Origin of the sequence: Sneathiella sp. (assembly GCF_029233945.1) — a bacterium.
GTDB lineage: Bacteria > Pseudomonadota > Alphaproteobacteria > Sneathiellales > Sneathiellaceae > Sneathiella.
The window spans coordinates 44094-62399 of record NZ_JARGOQ010000002.1; the positions used below are offsets into that span (position 1 = coordinate 44094).

Consider the following 18306-nt stretch of genomic DNA (forward strand, 5'->3'; position numbering starts at 1 on the left):
TAGGAATACGATAGATGTTCGTTGTTGCAGCGCTTTATAAATTCGTCGCCCTGCCCGATTATGAGCAGTTGCAGGGGCGATTGCTTGCGCTTTGTCAGAAGAACAATATTCAGGGGACTCTCCTACTTGCCGAAGAGGGCGTTAATGGCACAGTTTCCGGCACCCGCGCGGCGATTGATGCCTTGCTTGCGTTCCTGAAGGCTGACCCAAGGTTTGATGACCTGCAGCACAAGGAATCCTACAATGAGAAGCAACCCTTCTACCGGATGAAGGTCCGCCTTAAGAAGGAAATCGTGACCCTCGGCGCACCGGGCCTTGACCCGCGGGAGGCCGTTGGGACCTATGTTAAGCCAGAGGATTGGGATGCCTTGATAAGCGATCCGGAGACCCTGCTCATTGACACACGCAATGACTATGAAGTTGAGGTTGGGACTTTCAAGGGCGCAATTAATCCGGAGACCGTAACATTCCGGGATTTTAAAAAATTTGTTGAGGAGAAACTCGATCCCGTTCGCGACAAAAAGGTTGCTATGTTCTGCACCGGCGGAATTCGCTGCGAAAAATCGACGTCCTATCTTCTCTCCAAGGGATTTGAGAATGTCTACCATCTTGAAGGCGGTATCCTGAAGTATCTTGAGGAAATCCCGCAAGAGAAAAGCAGCTGGGAAGGAGAGTGTTTTGTTTTTGACCAGCGGGTTACGGTCAACCACGATCTCGAAAAAGGCTCCTACGATCAATGTTATGCCTGCCGCTATCCGATCACGGAAAAAGATAAGGCATCGTCGCTCTATATAGAGGGGATTTCCTGCCCGCGCTGCCATGACAGCCTGAGCGAGGAGCAGAAAAAGCGCTTCGCGGATCGTCAGAAACAGATCGATCTCGCGAAAGCACGGAACGAAGTCCATATCGGCGGTAAGTAACTGCCTTTTCGTCACTGTTCCAAATCTACGGATTTAATCAGCGCTTCTATCGAGGAAAAGGATGCAGCGGACTGAAAGGGCGCGAAGGACCCGGTATCGAGAATTTCTCGCGCGGCGCTTATCATCGCCCCGTAAGCAACCCGGGCGAAGGCAGAGCCGACACTGATCCGTTTCACCCCTGCAGCTTCAAGCTCTGCAATTGTTACGCCCGGCAGGCCGATGCCCGCGACAACATTAACCGGTTTCGAAACCTCCTGACAGACCGTCTTGATGGCCTCTAAATCGGGAAGCGCCGGCGCATATAGGACGTCGGCTCCGACCATCTCGTAGCATTGCAGGCGCATCAAAGTATCGTCAAAATCTGGCCGGTTAAAGAGGTAATTTTCGGCCCTGGCCGTCAGCATGAAGGGTCTATCAAGCCCCCTCACAACTTCAGCAGCCGCGGCAATTCGCTCAATCGCGTGGGCGCGCTCATAAATGGGACTGTCCGGATCACCTGTCGCATCCTCAATTGTGCAGCCGGCAAGGCCAATTTCGGCGGCCAGCCGGACCGTCTCCGCTACCTCTTCGGGCGAATGGCCATATCCATTCTCAAGATCGGCGCTGACGGGTAAGGGTGTCGCCGCAATAATTCCGGCGGCATGGTCGAGAGCTTCCTCGCGGCCGATTTCACCGATCGAGGTTCCCTTGCCCGTAGAGAAGGCAAAACCGGCGCTCGTCGTTGCCAGCGCCTCAAAACCAAGTGCTGTCAGCATCTTCGTCGAGCCCGTATCCCACGGATTGGGAAGAACAAACGCTTTTTCCCGCAGATGCAACGCCTTGAACGCCTCCGCCCTTTCACAAATATCGGTCGACATTTGCCCTCCTCGATTAAATGTTCATGTTTTGTTCACTATCGCGAATTTATTGCAAACTTGCAAGAAAAAACACAACCGTAGCGACAGAAGCACGGGGAAGTAAAACTGGCTCAACCTTTACGCCGATGCAGGTCAATCGCCAGTTCATCGAGGCTCATTTGCTCAACCCTGTTACGCTCGTATTTTTCCCTAATCCCACGGGCATCGAGCGCGACCTGATATTTCTTGAGTTCCTGATAACAGCTGGTTACCTCTTCATTTAGCGTGGCGATCTTGGTGTCTACCTCTTCGATGCTTGCCTGGATATTTTCTCTTTGCTGCCTGGCAGCGGCGACATAGTTTGCAAATGAGAAGCCGACCTCAGGATTGGTCCCGGCGACATCCTGCTCCCGCTGCTGCTCTTCTTCAAGAGCCCTTAATTGTTTGACGAAACTTGCGCGCAGATTTTCAAAATCGACGAGTTCCCGCCGCTTCTCGTCAAGCTTCCATTTATGGACCCTGATTAAACTGTCTAAGCCCTTCATCTTGATCTCGATTTCAATGCATCAGTCTCCAAACTCAAACCGTTTCTGGTTCTGGTTGCCGTGCGAGGATCTCCGAAAGCGCTGCGAAACATTCCGGCAAGCTGGCTCTCTCATTCTTGCCCTGGCTCATGAATTCTTCCAGCATCGGGAAAAAGTGAATGGCCTCGTCGACCAGTGGATCCGCGCCTTGTCGATATGCACCCAAGCGGATCATTTCCGCCATGTCGTCATAGGTCGATAGATATTGCTTCGCCTTCAAAATAAGAGTGTTTTCGGCGTCATTATTGCAGCCGGGCATCGTTCGGGAGATAGACTTGAGAACATTAATTGCGGGGTACCGGCCCCGCTCCGCGATTTGCCGCTCCATAACAATATGACCATCCAGAATTCCGCGAACAGCATCTGCGATAGGCTCATTATGATCATCACCTTCGACAAGAACGGTAAAAAGCCCCGTAATGCTACCCTTACCGGCCCCCGGTCCCGCGCGTTCAAGTAATTTCGGTAGTTCACTGAAGACAGTCGGAGTATATCCCTTGCTCGTGGGGGGTTCACCGCCCGAAAGGCCAATGTCCCGTTGTGCCATGGCAAATCTGGTGACGCTATCCATCAGGCAAAGCACCTCGCGATCCTCATCGCGGAAATATTCCGCCAGAGAAAGCGTCAGATAAGCAGCCTGGCGCCGCATAAGTGCGGATTCATCAGACGTCGCAACAACAACAATGCTCCGCTTCAACCCCTCTTCACCAAGATCATCCTTGATAAATTCCTGCACTTCCCGGCCGCGCTCCCCGATCAAGCCAATCACATTGATATCCGCCGCCGTATTCCGCGCAAGCATGGAGAACAACACCGACTTCCCGACACCGGAGCCCGAGAAAATACCCATTCTCTGCCCACGACAACAAGTAACGAAGCTGTTCAGGGCGCGAACGCCAAGATCAATTTTGTCACCGACCCGTTGGCGGGTATGTGCTGGCGGCGGCGTATTCCGAAAGGGAACAGCCCTGCTTCCGGACTTAAGGGGCGGTCCCCCGTCAATCGGTTCCCCCATGGCATTGATCACCCGTCCGAGCCAGCTTTCATTTGGAAAGACAACCGGATCCCGCTCTGCGATTTCCGCCTTACAACCGATGCCAATCCCCTCCAGAACGCCAAACGGCATGAGCAACGCGCGGTCATCGCGGAAACCGACCACCTCGCACTTTACCTTACCGCTACCGCGGGCGCATAGATTAACGCGGCTGCCAATGCTCAGATGTCTTTGAATACCACCGATTTCGACCAGCAGCCCCATTATTGCAACCACACGACCGTAATATTGCGCGGTAGGAACCCGATCGATTTCCGAAATAATGCTTTGCACGAAAGACGCCTCGCTAAACTTGTTTGTACGACCCTGACTTGGTGAGTTAAGCCATTCTGGCAGATACATTTTAATGTTTCGTAAATGCCGTCATACGAAGTTAACAAAGATAGTTAATTTTTATCTTTTGTTTTAACTAATTGTTAAGTTAAGTTGTTAATAATAGTTGGAGTACAGGAGGTACAATATATGCGTGTACTATTGATAGAAGATGATAGCTCAATGGCTCGTGGCATCGAACTGATGCTGAGCGCAGAGGGTCTTAATGTTTACACGACCGACCTTGGTGAAGAGGGCGTAGATCTTGGTAAACTTTATGACTATGACATTATTATATTGGATTTGGGCCTGCCTGATATGTCCGGTTACGATGTCTTGAAAAAGCTTCGTACGGCAAAGGTATCAACGCCCATTCTGATTTTGTCCGGCATGTCCGAACCTGACGACAAAGTTAAGGGTTTGGGCTTCGGCGCGGATGACTACTTAACCAAGCCTTTTAATAAAGATGAACTTGTCGCACGTATTCATGCGATTGTTCGCCGATCTAAAGGACATGCACAGTCCACTATTCAGACAGGCAAGCTTACGGTCAACCTGGACTCCAAGTCTGTCGAAGTCAGCGGCCAGCGTCTGCATCTGACCGGCAAGGAATACGGCATGCTTGAGCTTCTTAGCTTGCGCAAGGGCACAACATTGACGAAGGAAATGTTCCTCAACCATCTCTATGGGGGCATGGACGAGCCGGAACTCAAAATCATCGACGTTTTCGTCTGCAAACTGCGCAAGAAACTTGCTGCGGCCACTGCCGGAGATAACTATATCGAGACTGTCTGGGGACGGGGATATGTTCTTCGCGATCCGGAAGAAAATCTTCAGGCACGCGCGAGCTAACCTTCTACCAAACAACGAAGCGCCATTCATTAAAAAGCCCCGCAGTAGTTATACTGCGGGGCTTTTTAATGAATATCGTCAGAGAGTGCCTGCGCGGCTGTGCACCCAATTGTCTGTTTAGCTGGCTGCCGCCATCAACCCGCCGTTAACCGAAGTATAAACCCCTCGCTGACCATCAACCGGCTTAAAGCTGTCACAAATACCAAGAACCGTTTCCGCACCGCCCAAAAAGAGCGCGCCGTCATCAGTGAGAATATTATGGATCTGTGTCAACACACGGCCCTTTGTCAATTGGTCAAAATAGATCAGAACGTTACGACAAAAAACAACGTCGAAGTGACCCAGATTTCCGAGATCCTCCAGAAGGTTCTTCGACTGGAACTTGACCATCGCCCGGATAGAGCTATCGATCTGCCACATCTCACCGACTTGCTGAAAATGCTTCATAAGCAGCTGAATGGGAAGTCCGCGCTGCACCTCAAACTGAGAATACAGCCCAGCCTTGGCCTTCTCCAAAACCTCTTGCGAGATATCGGTTGCCATGATTTCTACACGCCAGCCGGCCATTTTAGCGGCTTCTTCCTTCAACAGCATGGCAATTGAGTAGGGCTCCTGACCCGTTGAGCATGCCGCCGTCCATATCCGCAAGGATTTTTTCGCGGCCCTCGCCTTCAGAAGCTGCGGCAGCACGACATCGCGGAATGTGTCAAAAGGCTTGGTATCCCGGAAGAAGAAAGTCTCGTTGGTTGTCATCGCCTCGGTGATTTCTTCCAGAAGACGTTCATCTTTATGCCGACGAACTTCTTCCGCCAGTGCCTCCAGGTTTTCCAGTCCGCGCCGCCGCGCGAGAGGAACCAGCCTGCTTTCGAGCAGGTATATTTTCTCTTCCGTCAGCACCAGTCCGGAGCGTGAGTTGACTATTTCGCCAAAGAGTTGGAAGTCCTGACTATTCATACGGGCCTCCCCTTGAGAATATTTTCAATCGCATCGGGAATTTTCGGCAGCGGGAAAACCCCATTACATAAGCCGGCAGAGGCAACGGCCCCCGGCATTCCCCATACAACACTTGTTTCTTCATCCTGACCAATCACCACTGCTCCTGACTCCGAAAGTTTTTTGCAACCTTCCAATCCATCATGTCCCATACCCGTCAAAATAACCGCAAGCACGTCACTCCCGTAAGCAGCAACAAGGCTTCTAAGCATCGGGTCTACGGACGGACGGCAATAGTTTTCCGGAGGCTCCTGGTTTAACTTGACGATGATATCTGTGCCCTTTCGGGAAACCGTCATATGCCAATCTCCCGGCGCAATATAAACGCGGTTTTCCAAAACCTTTTCACCGTCAGCTGCTTCCCTGCAGTCTTTATCGTAGATCTTATTCAAATGCTCTGCGAGGATTGCCGTGAACGTACCCGGCATATGCTGGGTGATAAAAATCGGTAGGCTGGTTTTTCCTTTGAGCGCTTCAAATACTTTAAAGAGCGCTTGTGGACCGCCCGTGGATGATCCGATGGCGATCACTTTAGGGGTAGGGTTCTTTTCATAGGGTCGCAAACTAAATGTCGATTTTTTGGGAAGTGGCGATGCCGCTTTTTCCCCAATCACCGCTGGCTGGGGAGTCGACCGCGGTGCGACTTTACCTGCCTTGCGATCGCGTATACGTCGGGTTTCCCCAAGCGCCCGGATTTTTTCGAGCAGACCCCTGTGGAATTCTTCTTTCTCATTGACGACGCGTGTCGATTCCGGCTTTGCGATATAATCCGCAGCCCCCATGGCCAGTGCCTTCAGGCTGACATCCGCATTTCGTCGTGTCAGTGTGGACGCCATAATAACTTGCACAGCCTGATCCAGCTGGACAAGGCGCGGCAGCGCCGTAAGGCCATCCATTTCCGGCATCTCAATATCCAGGATAACCAATTCTGGGCGAGTGCGTTCAAATTCACGAAGGGCCATAACACCGTTGTTGGCGATAGCGACAACCGCAATGTCCGCCTCCGCTTCAAGCCACCGCCTTAAAAATCCACGTATGACCGCAGAGTCATCGACGATCATGATCCGATAAGGATCTTTGTTCGTCTCGTCAGGCAAACTTGCTATCGTTTCGGCTTGCACCACCTAGAGAACTCCCACTTGTGAGAATTTCGCTTCAATGATTGCCCGGTCGAATGGCTTCATAATGTATTCATTGGCGCCCGCAGAAATAGCCTCACGAATATGCGCCATATCATTTTCTGTCGTGCAAAAGATCACAACAGGCTGTTCCCCGTTCTCTGAATTTCGCAGCGTCCGAAGAAAGTCAATTCCATTCATCACCGGCATATTCCAGTCAAGCAAGATGACATCCGGCATTTTTTCGAGGCACGCATTCAACGCGCCTTTACCGTCCTCCGCTTCAAGGATACCAAAACTCAAATCTTCCAGAATACGTCTCGCGACCATACGGACAACTTTGGAATCATCAACAATCAAACACGATGGCATCTAATTTCTCCGTTCTTTCTCAAGCTGCGATGGTCGAATTGTCTGCAAAGCTCAAAAGCTGCTCGATTTGCATAAGGACGAGCAGCTTGTTTTCAAGCCGGTAAACACCGCCTGATATTTCTTTCCAGCGGGAATTCAGCGTGACAGGAGTTGGCTGCAACTCATTCAAATCCAGGCTGAGCACCTCGCCTACATTATCTATCATCAGGCTATAGGGTTCACCCTGATGCTCCACGACGATACTCATGCAGTTTTCATCTTCCTCCAGCTCCGGCAGATCAAGTCGTTTGCGAACATCAATAGCAGTCACGATACGACCGCGGAGGTTAAGGGCACCCGCAACTTCAGGCGGAGCAAGCGGGATTTTCGTAAGGCTGAGACCCCGAAGCACATCATGCACTTCAAGAACCGGGATACCAAACAGCTGGTCCGCAATTGAAACGGTTACATAATCTTGCATATTACTGACGGTCATTTTGCACTCCCACATTCCTTGAGAGTCTGCGAAAGCGCGGACATCAATGAATCTCTGTCGAATTTTGCTATATAATCGGAGAACCCTACGGCGCGGCCGCGATCAAAATCACCTGGCGTCGTATGGGATGACAAGGCAACAATCGGCGTCTCATTCCATCTATCATCCCCTTTGATTTCTTCGGCGAACGCGAAGCCATCCATTTCCGGCATCTCGATATCGCTGATGATGATGTCAAACGTCTCGCCCGTATCCCGCTTCTGCAAGGCCTCGACACCATTTTCAGCCGTCGAGACGTCATACCCCGCCGTTTTAAGAAGCGGCACGAGCATATTCCGGAAGAAAGGGCTGTCATCAACCAAAAGGATTTTTTGTTTCTCTCCGTTATGGCCAAAAGGCCGTGTCTCGGAGTCACCAAACCAACTACCAAAGCATTTGCTCAGGCAGTAGCCAACGTCAATTATATCTGTCGCCTTTTCACGAATGACGGCACTGCCGACATAGCCATCACGTTCCGATATCATTTCCACATCGAGGCGATCTTCGACAATATCGACAATTTCCTCGACCATCAGACCCATCGTGCGATCCTGATCGCTGAAGACTAGGACAGGCTGTCTGCCTTCCTCCTTGACCTCAATATCGTCTTCGATTGTTGTCAGCGGCATCAGTTGGCCGCGATACTGGACGACTTTCTTGCCATTAGCCTCTTCAATGGTGCCAACGTCGATCTCTTCAAGGCGTGCCACCAGAGATAGAGGCACGGCTTTCGGGTCCTTGCCACCTGCGCGGAAGACAAGTAGCGCAATCTTCTCATCCTGCGTCTGCGCCTGGCTTGCTTCTTCTTTCGACGAACCATCCGAATTAACCACGGCGTCACCGGACATCGCAGCAATTCCATTCGGATCAAGGATCATGATAACACTGCCGTCCCCGAGGATCGTATTGCCCGAGAAAATGGACAGGTTTTTCAAGATCGGTGCAATCGGCTTGACGACAATCTCTTCAGTATCGAAAACCCGGTCTACAACAATGCCGAACACATAGTTGGCAACCTGGATCACGATGATAAATTCTTCAGAGCCTTTAACTTCGCTTCGATCCGCAACTTCATCCGCAGCCGTTTCAAGACGCATGATTTCATTGAGATGGACAAGTGGTAAAAGATGATCACGCAGGCGAAGGACCGGCGAACCATTGATCATTTCAATCGTGTGATTGCTATTGTTATTGGTCGATGCGCGAACGAGTTCAACAACGCTCGTCTGCGGGACGGCAAATCTTTCGCCGCAACATTCAACAATCAATGCGGACACAATCGCGAGGGTGAGCGGGATTTTGATGGTGAAAGTTGACCCCTCACCTTCTTCAGAAGTCAGGGCAATTGTTCCGCCAATTTTCTCAATATTGGAGCGAACGACATCCATGCCGACCCCCCGGCCAGACACATTTGTTACCTTTTCCGCAGTCGAGAAGCCGGCGCGCATGATGAAGTTATGAATTTGCTGCTTGCTCATGCCTTCCAGTTCAGCTTCGCTCGCCAATCCGCTTTCAACGACCTTCTTCTTGATTTTCTCGCTGTTCAGCCCTCGACCGTCATCCGTAATCTTGATGATGATATGGCCGCCCTCATGAAAGGCTTCGAGAACAATCTTTCCGGTTTGCTGTTTGCCAGACGCAACGCGATCTTCAGGCATTTCAAGACCATGGTCAGCCGAATTTCGCACCATGTGCGTGAGCGGGTCCTTGATAAGTTCAAGCACCTGACGATCAAGTTCTGTCTCGGCGCCATGCATGACAAGATCAATTTTCTTGCCCAGCTCATGGCTGAGGTCACGCACAATACGCGGCAGCTTCGACCAGGCATTTCCAATCGGCTGCATCCGCGTTTTCATCAGCCCTTCCTGCAACTCTGTGGTTACATGGCTGAGGCGTTGCAGTGGAACAGTAAATTCATTGTCGTCCATCCCGCGAACCATCTGCAAAAGCTGATTGCGGGTCAGGACAAGCTCGCTGACCATCGTCATAAGATTTTCGAGCATCTGCACATTCACGCGAATGCTCTGATTGGCGATGCTGGATTCTTTTGATGTTTTCTCGGCTGCCGGCTTCTTTTCCTCAAGCGGCGCCTCTTCTTGCTTTACTTCTGCGGGCACGACGATCTCGTCCGGGCCTTCTGCTGCCTCGAACGCCGCCTCAAGCTCAGCTTCAGAAACCTCGCCAGGGCGCAAGCCTTCTTCCGCCAAATCCTCATCCGGTCCTTCCGCCGCTTGAAATGCTGCTTCAAGCTCTGCCTCGGACACCTTTCCGGGTGGGAGTTCTTCCTGTTCGGGAACCGGCGTGGCTTCCTGAGGGGCCTCTCCGAACGCGACGTCGTTCAAGCGAGCGATTAGATCCGCGTCATTTCCAGCAGGTTCTTCTTCCGTCTCCTCAATCGTGGCCAGAATATCCTTGATGGCATCCATTGCTTCGAGAATAAGGGTTACGACATCGGCGGTAACGGTAAGTTCCTTATCGCGAATTTTTCCGAGGACATTTTCCCCGGCATGTGCAACCGCTTCCAGTCTTGGCAGGCCAAGGAAGCCGCATGTTCCCTTAATGGTATGAACAAGACGGAAAATATTATCGATCTGACTTTCGTCACTCGGATCCTGTTCCAAAACAACAATGGAAGCATCAACGATACCAATGTTTTCGTTGGTTTCCGTAAGAAATTCACTTAGAAGATCATCCATTCGCCCACACACTTTCCGATTCTTTACTTCTTTTCAGGAAATCGATGTTCCTAAAAATGTTCGAATACAGAATGCAGGATATAGGTTAACAAGCGGTTACGGATTGGCTTTAAAATCGCAATTTTTACCATAAAATGACATCCTTGAAGTTCAGGCATCATTCCATTAAATGCTATTCAATTAAATTAGGGTACAACGGAAAACCTGTGATGACCGGTCAGGCTGAGCGGACGGCAAGCGCTACCAGACCGTCTTCCACGTCCGTAATATCCAGAACCGCATTATTGTTTCCGCACAGGGCCATGAGATACTGAACACCGACATTTTGTGCCGTCAGTTCACTTTCATTATATCCGTTCTGCAGGATATGGGTCACGTCTTCACGCAGGACGGCACGCGGCCCTTCAGCCCGATAGGCGAATGACCAGTCACCATCCGCCACACTTCCCGTGACCTTTACTTCGCCGCCACGCGGCAAGGAACCCGACGCGATGACCAGCAGATTACAAAGAATTTTAATGGCATCTTTCGGCAAAAGCTCTGCACCGCCTTCGCTATCGGGCCAATCCAGCCTTACCTTGCCATATGACATAAGGTCGCGGCAGAGGTTACGCGCATCACGAAGCGATACCTCTTGCCCCAAGCCACCGGCAAGGCCAAAGGCAAGCCGGTAAAACTGAAGCCGCGCCGACGCTTCCCCTGCACTCTCGCTCACCAGCTTAAGCGCCTCGGTCCGCATATCTTCATTGCCATCATCACTGACAAGTTCAATTCCATTGCAGACGGCACCGATGGGGCCAATGACGTCATGACAGAGTTTGGAGCTCATTAAGGACGCGAGTTTCAAATCAATCATAACATCTCCAAATCCGCAAGCTGCGGGACACTGTAAAATCGAACAACCTTTGTCGTCTGCACGACAATTTGATAGAGTGAATATGCAACAATCTTATCCGTCATGTTAAGAGAAAAATCATGCTCGCTCAGTTTTCACCCGGCCAATATGTCCGCCACCCGCAAGAGCCCAACTGGGGCGTGGGTCAGGTACAGTCATCCGTTGCAGACCGCGTAACAGTGAATTTTGAGCACGCTGGCAAGCAACTGATCATTGTCGGGCTGGTTGAACTCATTGTGCTTAGCGAGGAAGAAGCGCATAAAGAACAAAATCGCGGGAATTAAGACCGGAGGATCTCGAGTTGGCTGCAGGGAAAACATTATTCGCGGCTCCAAAAGCACCGGGCAAGGGAGGCCGGAAAGCCCGCTACCAGAAAAAAGGTCGTCAAGTCGATCCTATAGCCGCTCGCGAAATTGCCGCGCTGTTAGGTGACCGATCCCGTCAACCGGACTTGCTCCTTGAGCATCTGCATTTAATTCAAGATACCTATGGTTTTCTTTCGGCCGACCATTTGGCGGCATTGGCGGAAGAAATGCGGCTTGCGCTTGCAGAAGTCTATGAAGTCGCGACCTTCTATCACAATTTCACAGTTGTGAAGGAAGGTGACGCCAAACCCGCCGCCCTCACCATCAAGGTCTGCGACAGCCTAAGTTGCGAAATGGCCGGGTCAATGGCAATAAAAAAGAAACTCGCCGAAAAATACGGCGGCAATATTCATATAACCCATGGCGCTTGCATGGGTCGCTGTGAAGTTGCGCCCGTTGCACGCATCAAGGATCGCTATGTCGGAAATGCGACAATAGAGGAAGTGGACAAGCAGATTGAAGCGGAAAAAAGGAATGATCCGCTCGCCCTTCCCGCCTATACGTCTCTCACCGATTATACAGGGGCTGGAGGCTTCACCACTCTCCTTCAGTTGCGCGAGGGGAAGCTCAAATCTGAAGATATTATCGAGATTTTAAGTGACAGCGGTCATCGCGGCCTCGGTGGAGCAGGCTTTCCCCATGCATTAAAGCTCAACTCCGTACTTTCCGTTCCGGGTCCACGCTATATGGCCGTCAATGCCGACGAGAGCGAGCCCGGCACCTTCAAGGACCGGTATTTTCTCAATAAAAACTCCTACCAGTTTCTGGAAGGAATGCTCATTGGCGCGGAAATCGTAGACGCAGAGAAAATCTACATCTTCCTGCGAGATGAATATCCGGAAACCGCCCAAATTCTCTCCGATTGTATCGCGAAATTGAAAGCCGAAGAACTTGACGGGGGGCGCAAGATTATTCTTCGGCGTGGCGCTGGCGCCTATATCTGCGGGGAGGAAAGTGCCATGCTGGAAAGCATCGAAGGCAAGCGCGCGCTGCCCCGCCACAAGCCTCCCTTCCCGGCCCATGTCGGATTGTTTGGACGGCCAACCCTGATCAACAATGTCGAAACACTCTATTGGCTACCGGACATTATCCGAAAAGGACCTGGCTGGTTTAAGGAAGGCGGCCGTCATGGCAGCAAAGGCTTTAGAAGTTTTTCCCTCTCTGGCCATATAAAGGAGCCGGGCGTTTATATCACGCCCGCCGGAATTACCGCCAAGGAACTGATTGAGGAATATGGCGGCGGTATGCAGGACGGACATGAATTTCGCGCCTACCTTCCCGGCGGGGCATCAGGCGGCCTATTGCCCGCGTCTATGGCGGATATCCCGCTTGATTTTGGAACGCTTGAAAAGCATGGCTGCTTTATCGGCTCCGCCGCCGTTATCGTAATTTCGGACAAGGACGACCTGAAAATGGTCGCCCGCAACCTGATGCGCTTTTTTGAGGATGAAAGCTGCGGTCAATGCACCCCCTGCCGCGCCGGTACGGAAAAAGCGCGTCTGCTGATGGAGGCGGATCACTGGGATAGTGACCTTTTGACGGAGCTCAGCGCCGTAATGCGGGATGCCTCTATCTGCGGTCTTGGGCAGGCGGCGCCCAATGGCTTGCTGTCGATCCTCAAGCATTTCCTGGAGGCGGTGAAATGAGTAAAGCAGTCACGTTTGAGCTTGATGGCAAAAAAGTAACCGCGAATGCGGGGCAATCCATCTGGGAGATTGCCAAGCAGCAGGGCACATTAATTCCACATCTTTGCCATGCGGACCGGATCGGTTTCGAGGCGGATGGAAACTGCCGCGCCTGCATGGTAGAGATTGAGGGGGAGCGGGTTCTTGCCGCGAGCTGTATCCGCAAACCAACGGACGGGATGAAAGTTCACACCGCGACAGCGCGCGCGGAGAAGTCCCGTAAGATGATCATGGAACTGCTCATCGCCGATCAGCCGGAGCGTGAGAGCGCCTATGACGATGACAGCCATTTCTGGCAAATGGCGGACCAGCAGAATATTGCAACAAGTCGGTTCGCTCCGCGCGAAATGCCGCTTGAAGATATGTCTCATCCCGCGATGGCCGTCAATCTCGATGCCTGTATCAACTGCAATCTCTGTGTCCGGGCCTGCCGCGATGTGCAGGTGAATGACGTTATTGGCATGGCCGGGCGCGGGGTGCATTCCAAAATCGTCTTTGATTTTGACGATCCGATGGGAGACAGCACCTGCGTGGGCTGCGGCGAATGCGTCCAGGCCTGCCCGACCGGCGCATTACTTGAGAAATCCGTCCTGCATGACGACCATATTGATCGCGAGGTCAACAGCGTCTGCCCCTTCTGCGGTGTCGGTTGCCAGCTGACGTTCAAGGTACGGGATGACAAAATTCTCTATGCGGACGGGCGCAATGGCCCCGCCAATGAGGAACGGCTCTGTATCAAGGGACGCTTTGGTTTTGACTATATCCATAACCCGGAGCGGCTGACCGTCCCGCTGATCCGGAAAGAAGGGGTCGCAAAAGGGAATGTTGCCGGGTTGGACCCCGCAAATCCCTACACCCATTTCCGCGAGGCAAGTTGGGAAGAGGCGCTCGATTATGCCGCCAGCGGTCTTCGTAAGGTGCGAGATGAAAAAGGTGGCGGCGCGCTTGCCGGGTTCGGATCCGCCAAAGGATCGAATGAAGAAGCCTATCTCTTTCAGAAGCTCGTTCGCATTGGCTTTGGTACCAACAATGTCGATCACTGCACCCGCCTTTGCCACGCCTCTTCCGTTGCGGCGCTGCTCGAAACCGTTGGATCGGGTGCTGTGTCGGCCCCGTTTAATGAGGCGGAGAACGCCGATGTCATCATGGTGATCGGCTCCAACCCGACAATCAACCATCCAGTCGCCGCCACCTTTTTCAAGAACGCCGCCAAGAGAGGCGCGAAGCTGATCGTCATTGATCCACGCGGTCAATCCCTCTCTCGCCATGCGCAATATATGCTACAGGAAAAGCCGGGAACAGACGTCGCGCTTCTTAACTCCATGATGCATGTCATTGTAAGGGAAGGGCTGACGGACAAGGACTATATCAAGAATCACACGGAAAACTTTGAAGAGCTGAAAGCCCATCTGGAGGATTTCAGCCCGGAGGCGATGGAAAAGGTGACCGGTATCTCGCCGGAGTTGATCCGGGAGGTTGCGCGGGAATTTGCCACCGCCAAGGCGGCGATAATTTTCTGGGGGATGGGCATAAGTCAGCATGTCCATGGCACGGATAATTCCCGCTGCCTGATCAGTCTCGCACTGATGACAGGCCAGGTTGGACGGCCGGGGACGGGACTGCATCCGTTGCGCGGTCAGAATAATGTGCAGGGCGCATCCGATGTGGCGCTGATCCCGATGTTCCTGCCCGACTATCAATCGGTTGAGGACCCCGTCATCCGCGAAAAGTTCGAGAGTTTCTGGGGCGCGAAGATTGACCCCAAGAAAGGCCTCACCGTTGTTGAAATAACCGAGGCTGTTCATCGCGGCGAAATCAACGCCATGTATATCATGGGCGAAAACCCGGCAATGTCTGACCCGAACGTCAGTCATGCCCGCGAAGCCCTCGCTATGCTGGATCATCTCGTAGTGCAGGATTTATTTGTGACCGAGACGGCGGCCTATGCCGATGTCATACTTCCCGCGTCGGCCTGGCCGGAGAAGGACGGCACCGTGACCAATACCAACCGACAGGTTCAAATCGGCCGTGCGGCGGTTCCGCTGCCGGGCGATGCTCGTCAGGATCTCTGGATAATTCAGGAGATTGCCAGGCGCCTCGGGCTGGATTGGCACTACGACCACCCGAAGAAAGTCTTCGCCGAAATGACACAGGCGATGAACAGTATCAAAGGCATTACATGGGATCGGCTGGAGGCGGAAGATGCTGTCATCTATCCCTGCGAAAACCTTGGTGATCCTGGCAAACCGCTCATTTTCACAGAGGATTTTCCGACGGCGAATGGGCTGGGTAAATTCGTTCCGGCCAGCCTTGTCTCCCCCGATGAAATCCCGGACAAAGATTTCCCTGTTGTCCTGACGACAGGCCGTCTGCTGGAGCATTGGCATACCGGTTCCATGACCCGCCGCGCCAGCGTGCTGGATGCGGTGGAGCCAGAACCCATTGTTCATATGCCGCCGGCAATGATGGAGCAGTTGGCGGCGCGCGCCGGTGACCTCGTCACTGTCCGGTCGCGTCGCGGTGAGATTGATATTCGGGTTCGCGCCGACGGCGCCGTGCAGAATGGTATGATCTTCATTCCCTTCTGCTACGCAGAGGCAGCGGTAAATCTGCTTACGAATGACGCACTTGACCCCTTCGGCAAAATCGCGGAAGTTAAATTCTGCGCCGTGCATGTCGAAAGGAAGTCCGCCTGAAATGTCCACCGATCTGGAGAGGAAAACTACCGTTGGAATTATCCAGACGGGCCGTCTCGGCGGCTCGCTTGGTGTTAAATACGGTGAGTATCCGGACATGTTCATGGACATGTTCAAGGACGAACCATTTAATTATGTGACCTATGCCGCCATCGATATGCAGCTTCCCAAACACCCGTTGGAATGCGATGCATGGGTTATCACGGGCTCCAAGCATGGTGTGTATGAGAACTTTGACTGGATCAGGCCGCTGGAAGTATTTGTGCGCAAACTGATTGCCAGTGGCCAGCCGACGGTAGGCATCTGTTTTGGGCATCAGCTCATGGCACAGGCCATGGGCGGTACGGTGGAAAAATTCGCAGGCGGATGGAGCGTTGGACGCGTGGTTTATTCAGACCTCATCAACAACAGGAAAGCGCGTCTTCTTTCCTTTCATCAGGACCAGGTCACGCGCCAACCGGATAGCGCGGAAGTTATTCTAACATCTGATTTTTGCGAAAATGCGGGACTTAAATATTCACCCACTTGCTTGTCATTGCAGCCACATCCCGAACATACACTGCCCTTCATCGTCGATCTTATCAATCAGCGGAGCGGTATCCAATTGGATGCCGATTTGGCAGATGACGGCCTCGCGTCTCTGGCCGAACCCAATGATCAGCAGCAATATGGTCAGTGGCTTGCCGAAATTCTGAAAGGGGAGCGGCGGATATAACGCCGCAGTGGTATTCTCAGCCTTTCTTGAACCCGGACAATCGCTCTTCATTCCCTGTGGCCCGGCCAGGGCTGTTTTCCCGCTCGAACATCAGGCCATCTTTTAGACCATAATCCTGGCCCTTATTGACCAGCATTTTATCGGCACGGAGAGTGTGCCAGGAATTCTCAACGATAGAGCGGGCCATCTGCAACGCGGCCTCTGAAAGCTCAGAATCAGGTACGCATTTATTGACCAGCCCAATCTCAAATGCCTCTGCGCCACTCACGACACGGCCTGTAAACATCATTTCCTTTGCGTTCAACACACCAATGCGCCGCGGCAATCGCTGACTCATCCCCCAGAGCGGGGTTAAGGCCCATTTACCGTGAGTATCCGCAAATTTGGCACTTTCGCTACAAATCATCAGGTCACAGGCAAGCACGAGTTCCAGCGCGCCGGTATAGCAATGTCCCTGTACTTCGGCAATGATCGGTTGCGGCAGGTTTTCGATCATTTCGACAGTCTCCGCCTGAAAACGTGGATGCGGGGCCTTCTCCCCCGCCTGCATGGCCTTCAGGTCATTTCCCGCCGAGAACGATCGCCCTTCGCCGCGCAGGATAACACATCCAATGTTTTCCGCGTCCTCGGCAATCGCAGCAACATGTTCATGAAGCTCCACAAACAAGGACGGACTGAGCGCGTTTAACGCATCCGGACGATTCAGGCTTAATATGGCGATGCCATCAATATCTTTTCGTGTGACCAGTGCCGACATTCATCAGGTCCTTTCCAAAGGTTTGACGTCTGCGCTCTTGTTCTGTTTACGAAACACATGCCGCTCCCGATAAAAAGTATAAACGCCGCTACCTACAATAATCAGGCTACCAAGAATTGTCCAAGTATCCGGAATATCGCCAAAGACGAAAAAGCCGAGGATAATAGCCCATATGAGAATGGTATAACGAAACGGGGAGGTGAAGCTAATATCACCGACTCGCATGGCCATAACGCTAAAGAGATAGCCGAAAATGATAAAGAGTGACGCCATCGCGAGCAGGCTGACGCCCTCTACCGTGACCGGCTGCCAGTCTGCCGTCAGCGCCAGAATAGCGCCGACAATCATTACTGCGATTGAGGTTAGCAGAGAAACAAACAAAGATGGGACAGCCGCGGACAGTCGGCGTGTTGAGAGATCACGCAACACGATAAAGAGCACGGCAATAATGGCGTAGATCGAGAATTCATTAAACCCGTCGGATCCGGGCCTCACCACCATCAACACCCCAATAAACCCGGCCGCAATTGCAAAGTACCGCCGCCAACCCACGGTTTCGGAAAGGAAGATTGCACCGGCCAGGGTCACCGCAAGCGGAAGTGCCTGCAAGATTGCCGTGGCATTGGCAATCGGCATATGAAAGAGCGCCGTTAAGTAAAAAATTGCACCCCCGATCTCACCGACTAAACGAAGGCAGATAAGCAGGCGATCTCCCTTCGGGACGCGGTAAGCAAGGTGTCCCTTGTAAAGGCATAACCCGGCCAGCAACAGGCTCGTAAAAATACCTCGCAAAAAAATTGCTTGGAATATACCGAGGTGCTCCGCCACCAGCTTCATAGTTGTGTCATTGACAACGAAAGCGGCGACGCTGATCGACATGAAAGCCGCACCCCGCATATTGTCGGAGAATTGAATAGCCATTGCCAATTAGTCTGTGAAAAG

The 18306-nt window shown here is 52.3% G+C and carries 17 protein-coding genes; 6 read left to right on the forward strand and 11 right to left on the reverse strand.

Going from position 1 to position 18306, the window contains the following annotated elements; genetic code table 11:
• The first annotated feature begins 14 nt into the window (after positions 1–14).
• Complete coding sequence (locus tag P1U71_RS01565; RefSeq protein ID WP_301103788.1) at positions 15–920, forward strand: rhodanese-related sulfurtransferase; 906 nt, start codon at positions 15–17, stop codon at positions 918–920.
• An 11-nt stretch (positions 921–931) separates the two neighbouring features.
• Here the strand turns inward: P1U71_RS01565 and P1U71_RS01570 are convergent, their stop codons facing one another.
• From P1U71_RS01570 to fliI, 3 genes are all read right to left on the reverse strand, one after another.
• A complete protein-coding gene (locus P1U71_RS01570; RefSeq protein ID WP_301103789.1) occupies positions 932–1777 on the reverse strand; it encodes an isocitrate lyase/phosphoenolpyruvate mutase family protein in 846 nt (281 codons plus the stop codon).
• A 110-nt stretch (positions 1778–1887) separates the two neighbouring features.
• Positions 1888–2301 carry a flagellar FliJ family protein gene (locus P1U71_RS01575; protein WP_301103790.1) on the reverse strand — a complete coding sequence of 138 codons (414 nt, stop codon included), beginning with the start codon at positions 2299–2301 and terminating at the stop codon, positions 1888–1890.
• A gap of 34 nt (positions 2302–2335) precedes the next feature.
• Positions 2336–3667: a flagellar protein export ATPase FliI gene (gene fliI, locus P1U71_RS01580; protein WP_301103791.1), complete on the reverse strand. Its 1332-nt coding sequence runs from the start codon at positions 3665–3667 to the stop codon at positions 2336–2338.
• A gap of 189 nt (positions 3668–3856) precedes the next feature.
• Here fliI and ctrA point away from each other — a divergent pair, with 189 nt between their 5' ends.
• Positions 3857–4558, forward strand: coding sequence for a response regulator transcription factor CtrA (gene ctrA, locus P1U71_RS01585; protein ID WP_207047537.1), 702 nt, complete (start codon positions 3857–3859; stop codon positions 4556–4558).
• A gap of 117 nt (positions 4559–4675) precedes the next feature.
• On the opposite strand, the gene P1U71_RS01590 is transcribed toward ctrA, so the two are convergent.
• The 6 genes from P1U71_RS01590 to P1U71_RS01615 all read right to left on the reverse strand — a co-directional run bounded on the left by P1U71_RS01590 (position 4676) and on the right by P1U71_RS01615 (position 11107).
• Positions 4676–5512, reverse strand: coding sequence for a protein-glutamate O-methyltransferase CheR (locus P1U71_RS01590; RefSeq protein ID WP_301103792.1), 837 nt, complete (start codon positions 5510–5512; stop codon positions 4676–4678).
• Positions 5509–6612, reverse strand: coding sequence for a chemotaxis response regulator protein-glutamate methylesterase (locus P1U71_RS01595; protein WP_367281098.1), 1104 nt, complete (start codon positions 6610–6612; stop codon positions 5509–5511). The genes P1U71_RS01590 and P1U71_RS01595 overlap by 4 nt, the downstream gene beginning before the upstream one ends.
• 63 nt (positions 6613–6675) lie before the next feature.
• Positions 6676–7041 carry a response regulator gene (locus tag P1U71_RS01600; protein ID WP_227952801.1) on the reverse strand — a complete coding sequence of 122 codons (366 nt, stop codon included), beginning with the start codon at positions 7039–7041 and terminating at the stop codon, positions 6676–6678.
• Between the two features lie 19 nt (positions 7042–7060).
• A complete protein-coding gene (locus tag P1U71_RS01605) occupies positions 7061–7516 on the reverse strand; it encodes a chemotaxis protein CheW (RefSeq protein ID WP_301103794.1) in 456 nt (151 codons plus the stop codon).
• The gene (locus P1U71_RS01610) at positions 7513–10251 is read right to left on the reverse strand and encodes a chemotaxis protein CheW (RefSeq protein ID WP_301103795.1); all 2739 of its coding nucleotides are present in this window, start codon (positions 10249–10251) and stop codon (positions 7513–7515) included. Before P1U71_RS01610 ends, P1U71_RS01605 begins: the two co-directional genes overlap by 4 nt.
• Positions 10252–10468: 217 nt before the next feature.
• Positions 10469–11107 (reverse strand): histidine phosphotransferase family protein, encoded by a 639-nt coding sequence (locus P1U71_RS01615; RefSeq protein ID WP_301103796.1) that lies wholly within the window; start codon positions 11105–11107, stop codon positions 10469–10471.
• 119 nt (positions 11108–11226) lie between these two features.
• Here P1U71_RS01615 and P1U71_RS01620 point away from each other — a divergent pair, with 119 nt between their 5' ends.
• From P1U71_RS01620 to P1U71_RS01635, 4 genes are read left to right on the forward strand one after another with little or no spacing between them, the layout of a single operon-like run.
• Positions 11227–11430, forward strand: coding sequence for a DUF3553 domain-containing protein (locus P1U71_RS01620; protein WP_301103797.1), 204 nt, complete (start codon positions 11227–11229; stop codon positions 11428–11430).
• A 17-nt stretch (positions 11431–11447) separates the two neighbouring features.
• A complete protein-coding gene (locus tag P1U71_RS01625; RefSeq protein ID WP_301103798.1) occupies positions 11448–13157 on the forward strand; it encodes an NAD(P)H-dependent oxidoreductase subunit E in 1710 nt (569 codons plus the stop codon).
• Entirely contained in the window at positions 13154–15892 is a 2739-nt protein-coding gene (fdhF, locus tag P1U71_RS01630) for a formate dehydrogenase subunit alpha (RefSeq protein WP_301103799.1), read from the forward strand. The genes P1U71_RS01625 and fdhF overlap by 4 nt, the downstream gene beginning before the upstream one ends.
• 1 nt (position 15893) lies before the next feature.
• On the forward strand, positions 15894–16607 hold the full coding sequence (locus P1U71_RS01635) for a type 1 glutamine amidotransferase (RefSeq protein ID WP_301103800.1): 714 nt from the start codon (positions 15894–15896) through the stop codon (positions 16605–16607).
• A gap of 16 nt (positions 16608–16623) precedes the next feature.
• Here the strand turns inward: P1U71_RS01635 and P1U71_RS01640 are convergent, their stop codons facing one another.
• Together P1U71_RS01640 and P1U71_RS01645 are read right to left on the reverse strand one after the other, a co-directional pair.
• A complete protein-coding gene (locus P1U71_RS01640) occupies positions 16624–17364 on the reverse strand; it encodes an enoyl-CoA hydratase/isomerase family protein (protein WP_301103801.1) in 741 nt (246 codons plus the stop codon).
• A 3-nt stretch (positions 17365–17367) separates the two neighbouring features.
• A complete protein-coding gene (locus tag P1U71_RS01645) occupies positions 17368–18285 on the reverse strand; it encodes a DMT family transporter (protein WP_367281095.1) in 918 nt (305 codons plus the stop codon).
• Positions 18286–18306: the final 21 nt, after the last annotated feature.

Bases quoted from the DNA above. Each gene is read 5' to 3' on its own strand.
- ctrA (WP_207047537.1), top strand. From the start codon at position 3,857: ATGCGTGTACTATTGATAGAAGATGATAGCTCAATGGCTCGTGGCATC.
- P1U71_RS01615 (WP_301103796.1), bottom strand. From the start codon at position 11,107: ATGATTGATTTGAAACTCGCGTCCTTAATGAGCTCCAAACTCTGTCAT.
- P1U71_RS01575 (WP_301103790.1), bottom strand. From the start codon at position 2,301: ATGAAGGGCTTAGACAGTTTAATCAGGGTCCATAAATGGAAGCTTGAC.
- P1U71_RS01640 (WP_301103801.1), bottom strand. From the start codon at position 17,364: ATGTCGGCACTGGTCACACGAAAAGATATTGATGGCATCGCCATATTA.
- P1U71_RS01590 (WP_301103792.1), bottom strand. From the start codon at position 5,512: ATGAATAGTCAGGACTTCCAACTCTTTGGCGAAATAGTCAACTCACGC.
- P1U71_RS01570 (WP_301103789.1), bottom strand. From the start codon at position 1,777: ATGTCGACCGATATTTGTGAAAGGGCGGAGGCGTTCAAGGCGTTGCAT.
- P1U71_RS01605 (WP_301103794.1), bottom strand. From the start codon at position 7,516: ATGACCGTCAGTAATATGCAAGATTATGTAACCGTTTCAATTGCGGAC.
- fdhF (WP_301103799.1), top strand. From the start codon at position 13,154: ATGAGTAAAGCAGTCACGTTTGAGCTTGATGGCAAAAAAGTAACCGCG.
- P1U71_RS01565 (WP_301103788.1), top strand. From the start codon at position 15: ATGTTCGTTGTTGCAGCGCTTTATAAATTCGTCGCCCTGCCCGATTAT.
- P1U71_RS01595 (WP_367281098.1), bottom strand. From the start codon at position 6,612: ATGATCGTCGATGACTCTGCGGTCATACGTGGATTTTTAAGGCGGTGG.
- P1U71_RS01635 (WP_301103800.1), top strand. From the start codon at position 15,894: ATGTCCACCGATCTGGAGAGGAAAACTACCGTTGGAATTATCCAGACG.
- P1U71_RS01645 (WP_367281095.1), bottom strand. From the start codon at position 18,285: ATGGCTATTCAATTCTCCGACAATATGCGGGGTGCGGCTTTCATGTCG.
- P1U71_RS01620 (WP_301103797.1), top strand. From the start codon at position 11,227: ATGCTCGCTCAGTTTTCACCCGGCCAATATGTCCGCCACCCGCAAGAG.
- P1U71_RS01610 (WP_301103795.1), bottom strand. From the start codon at position 10,251: ATGGATGATCTTCTAAGTGAATTTCTTACGGAAACCAACGAAAACATT.
- P1U71_RS01600 (WP_227952801.1), bottom strand. From the start codon at position 7,041: ATGCCATCGTGTTTGATTGTTGATGATTCCAAAGTTGTCCGTATGGTC.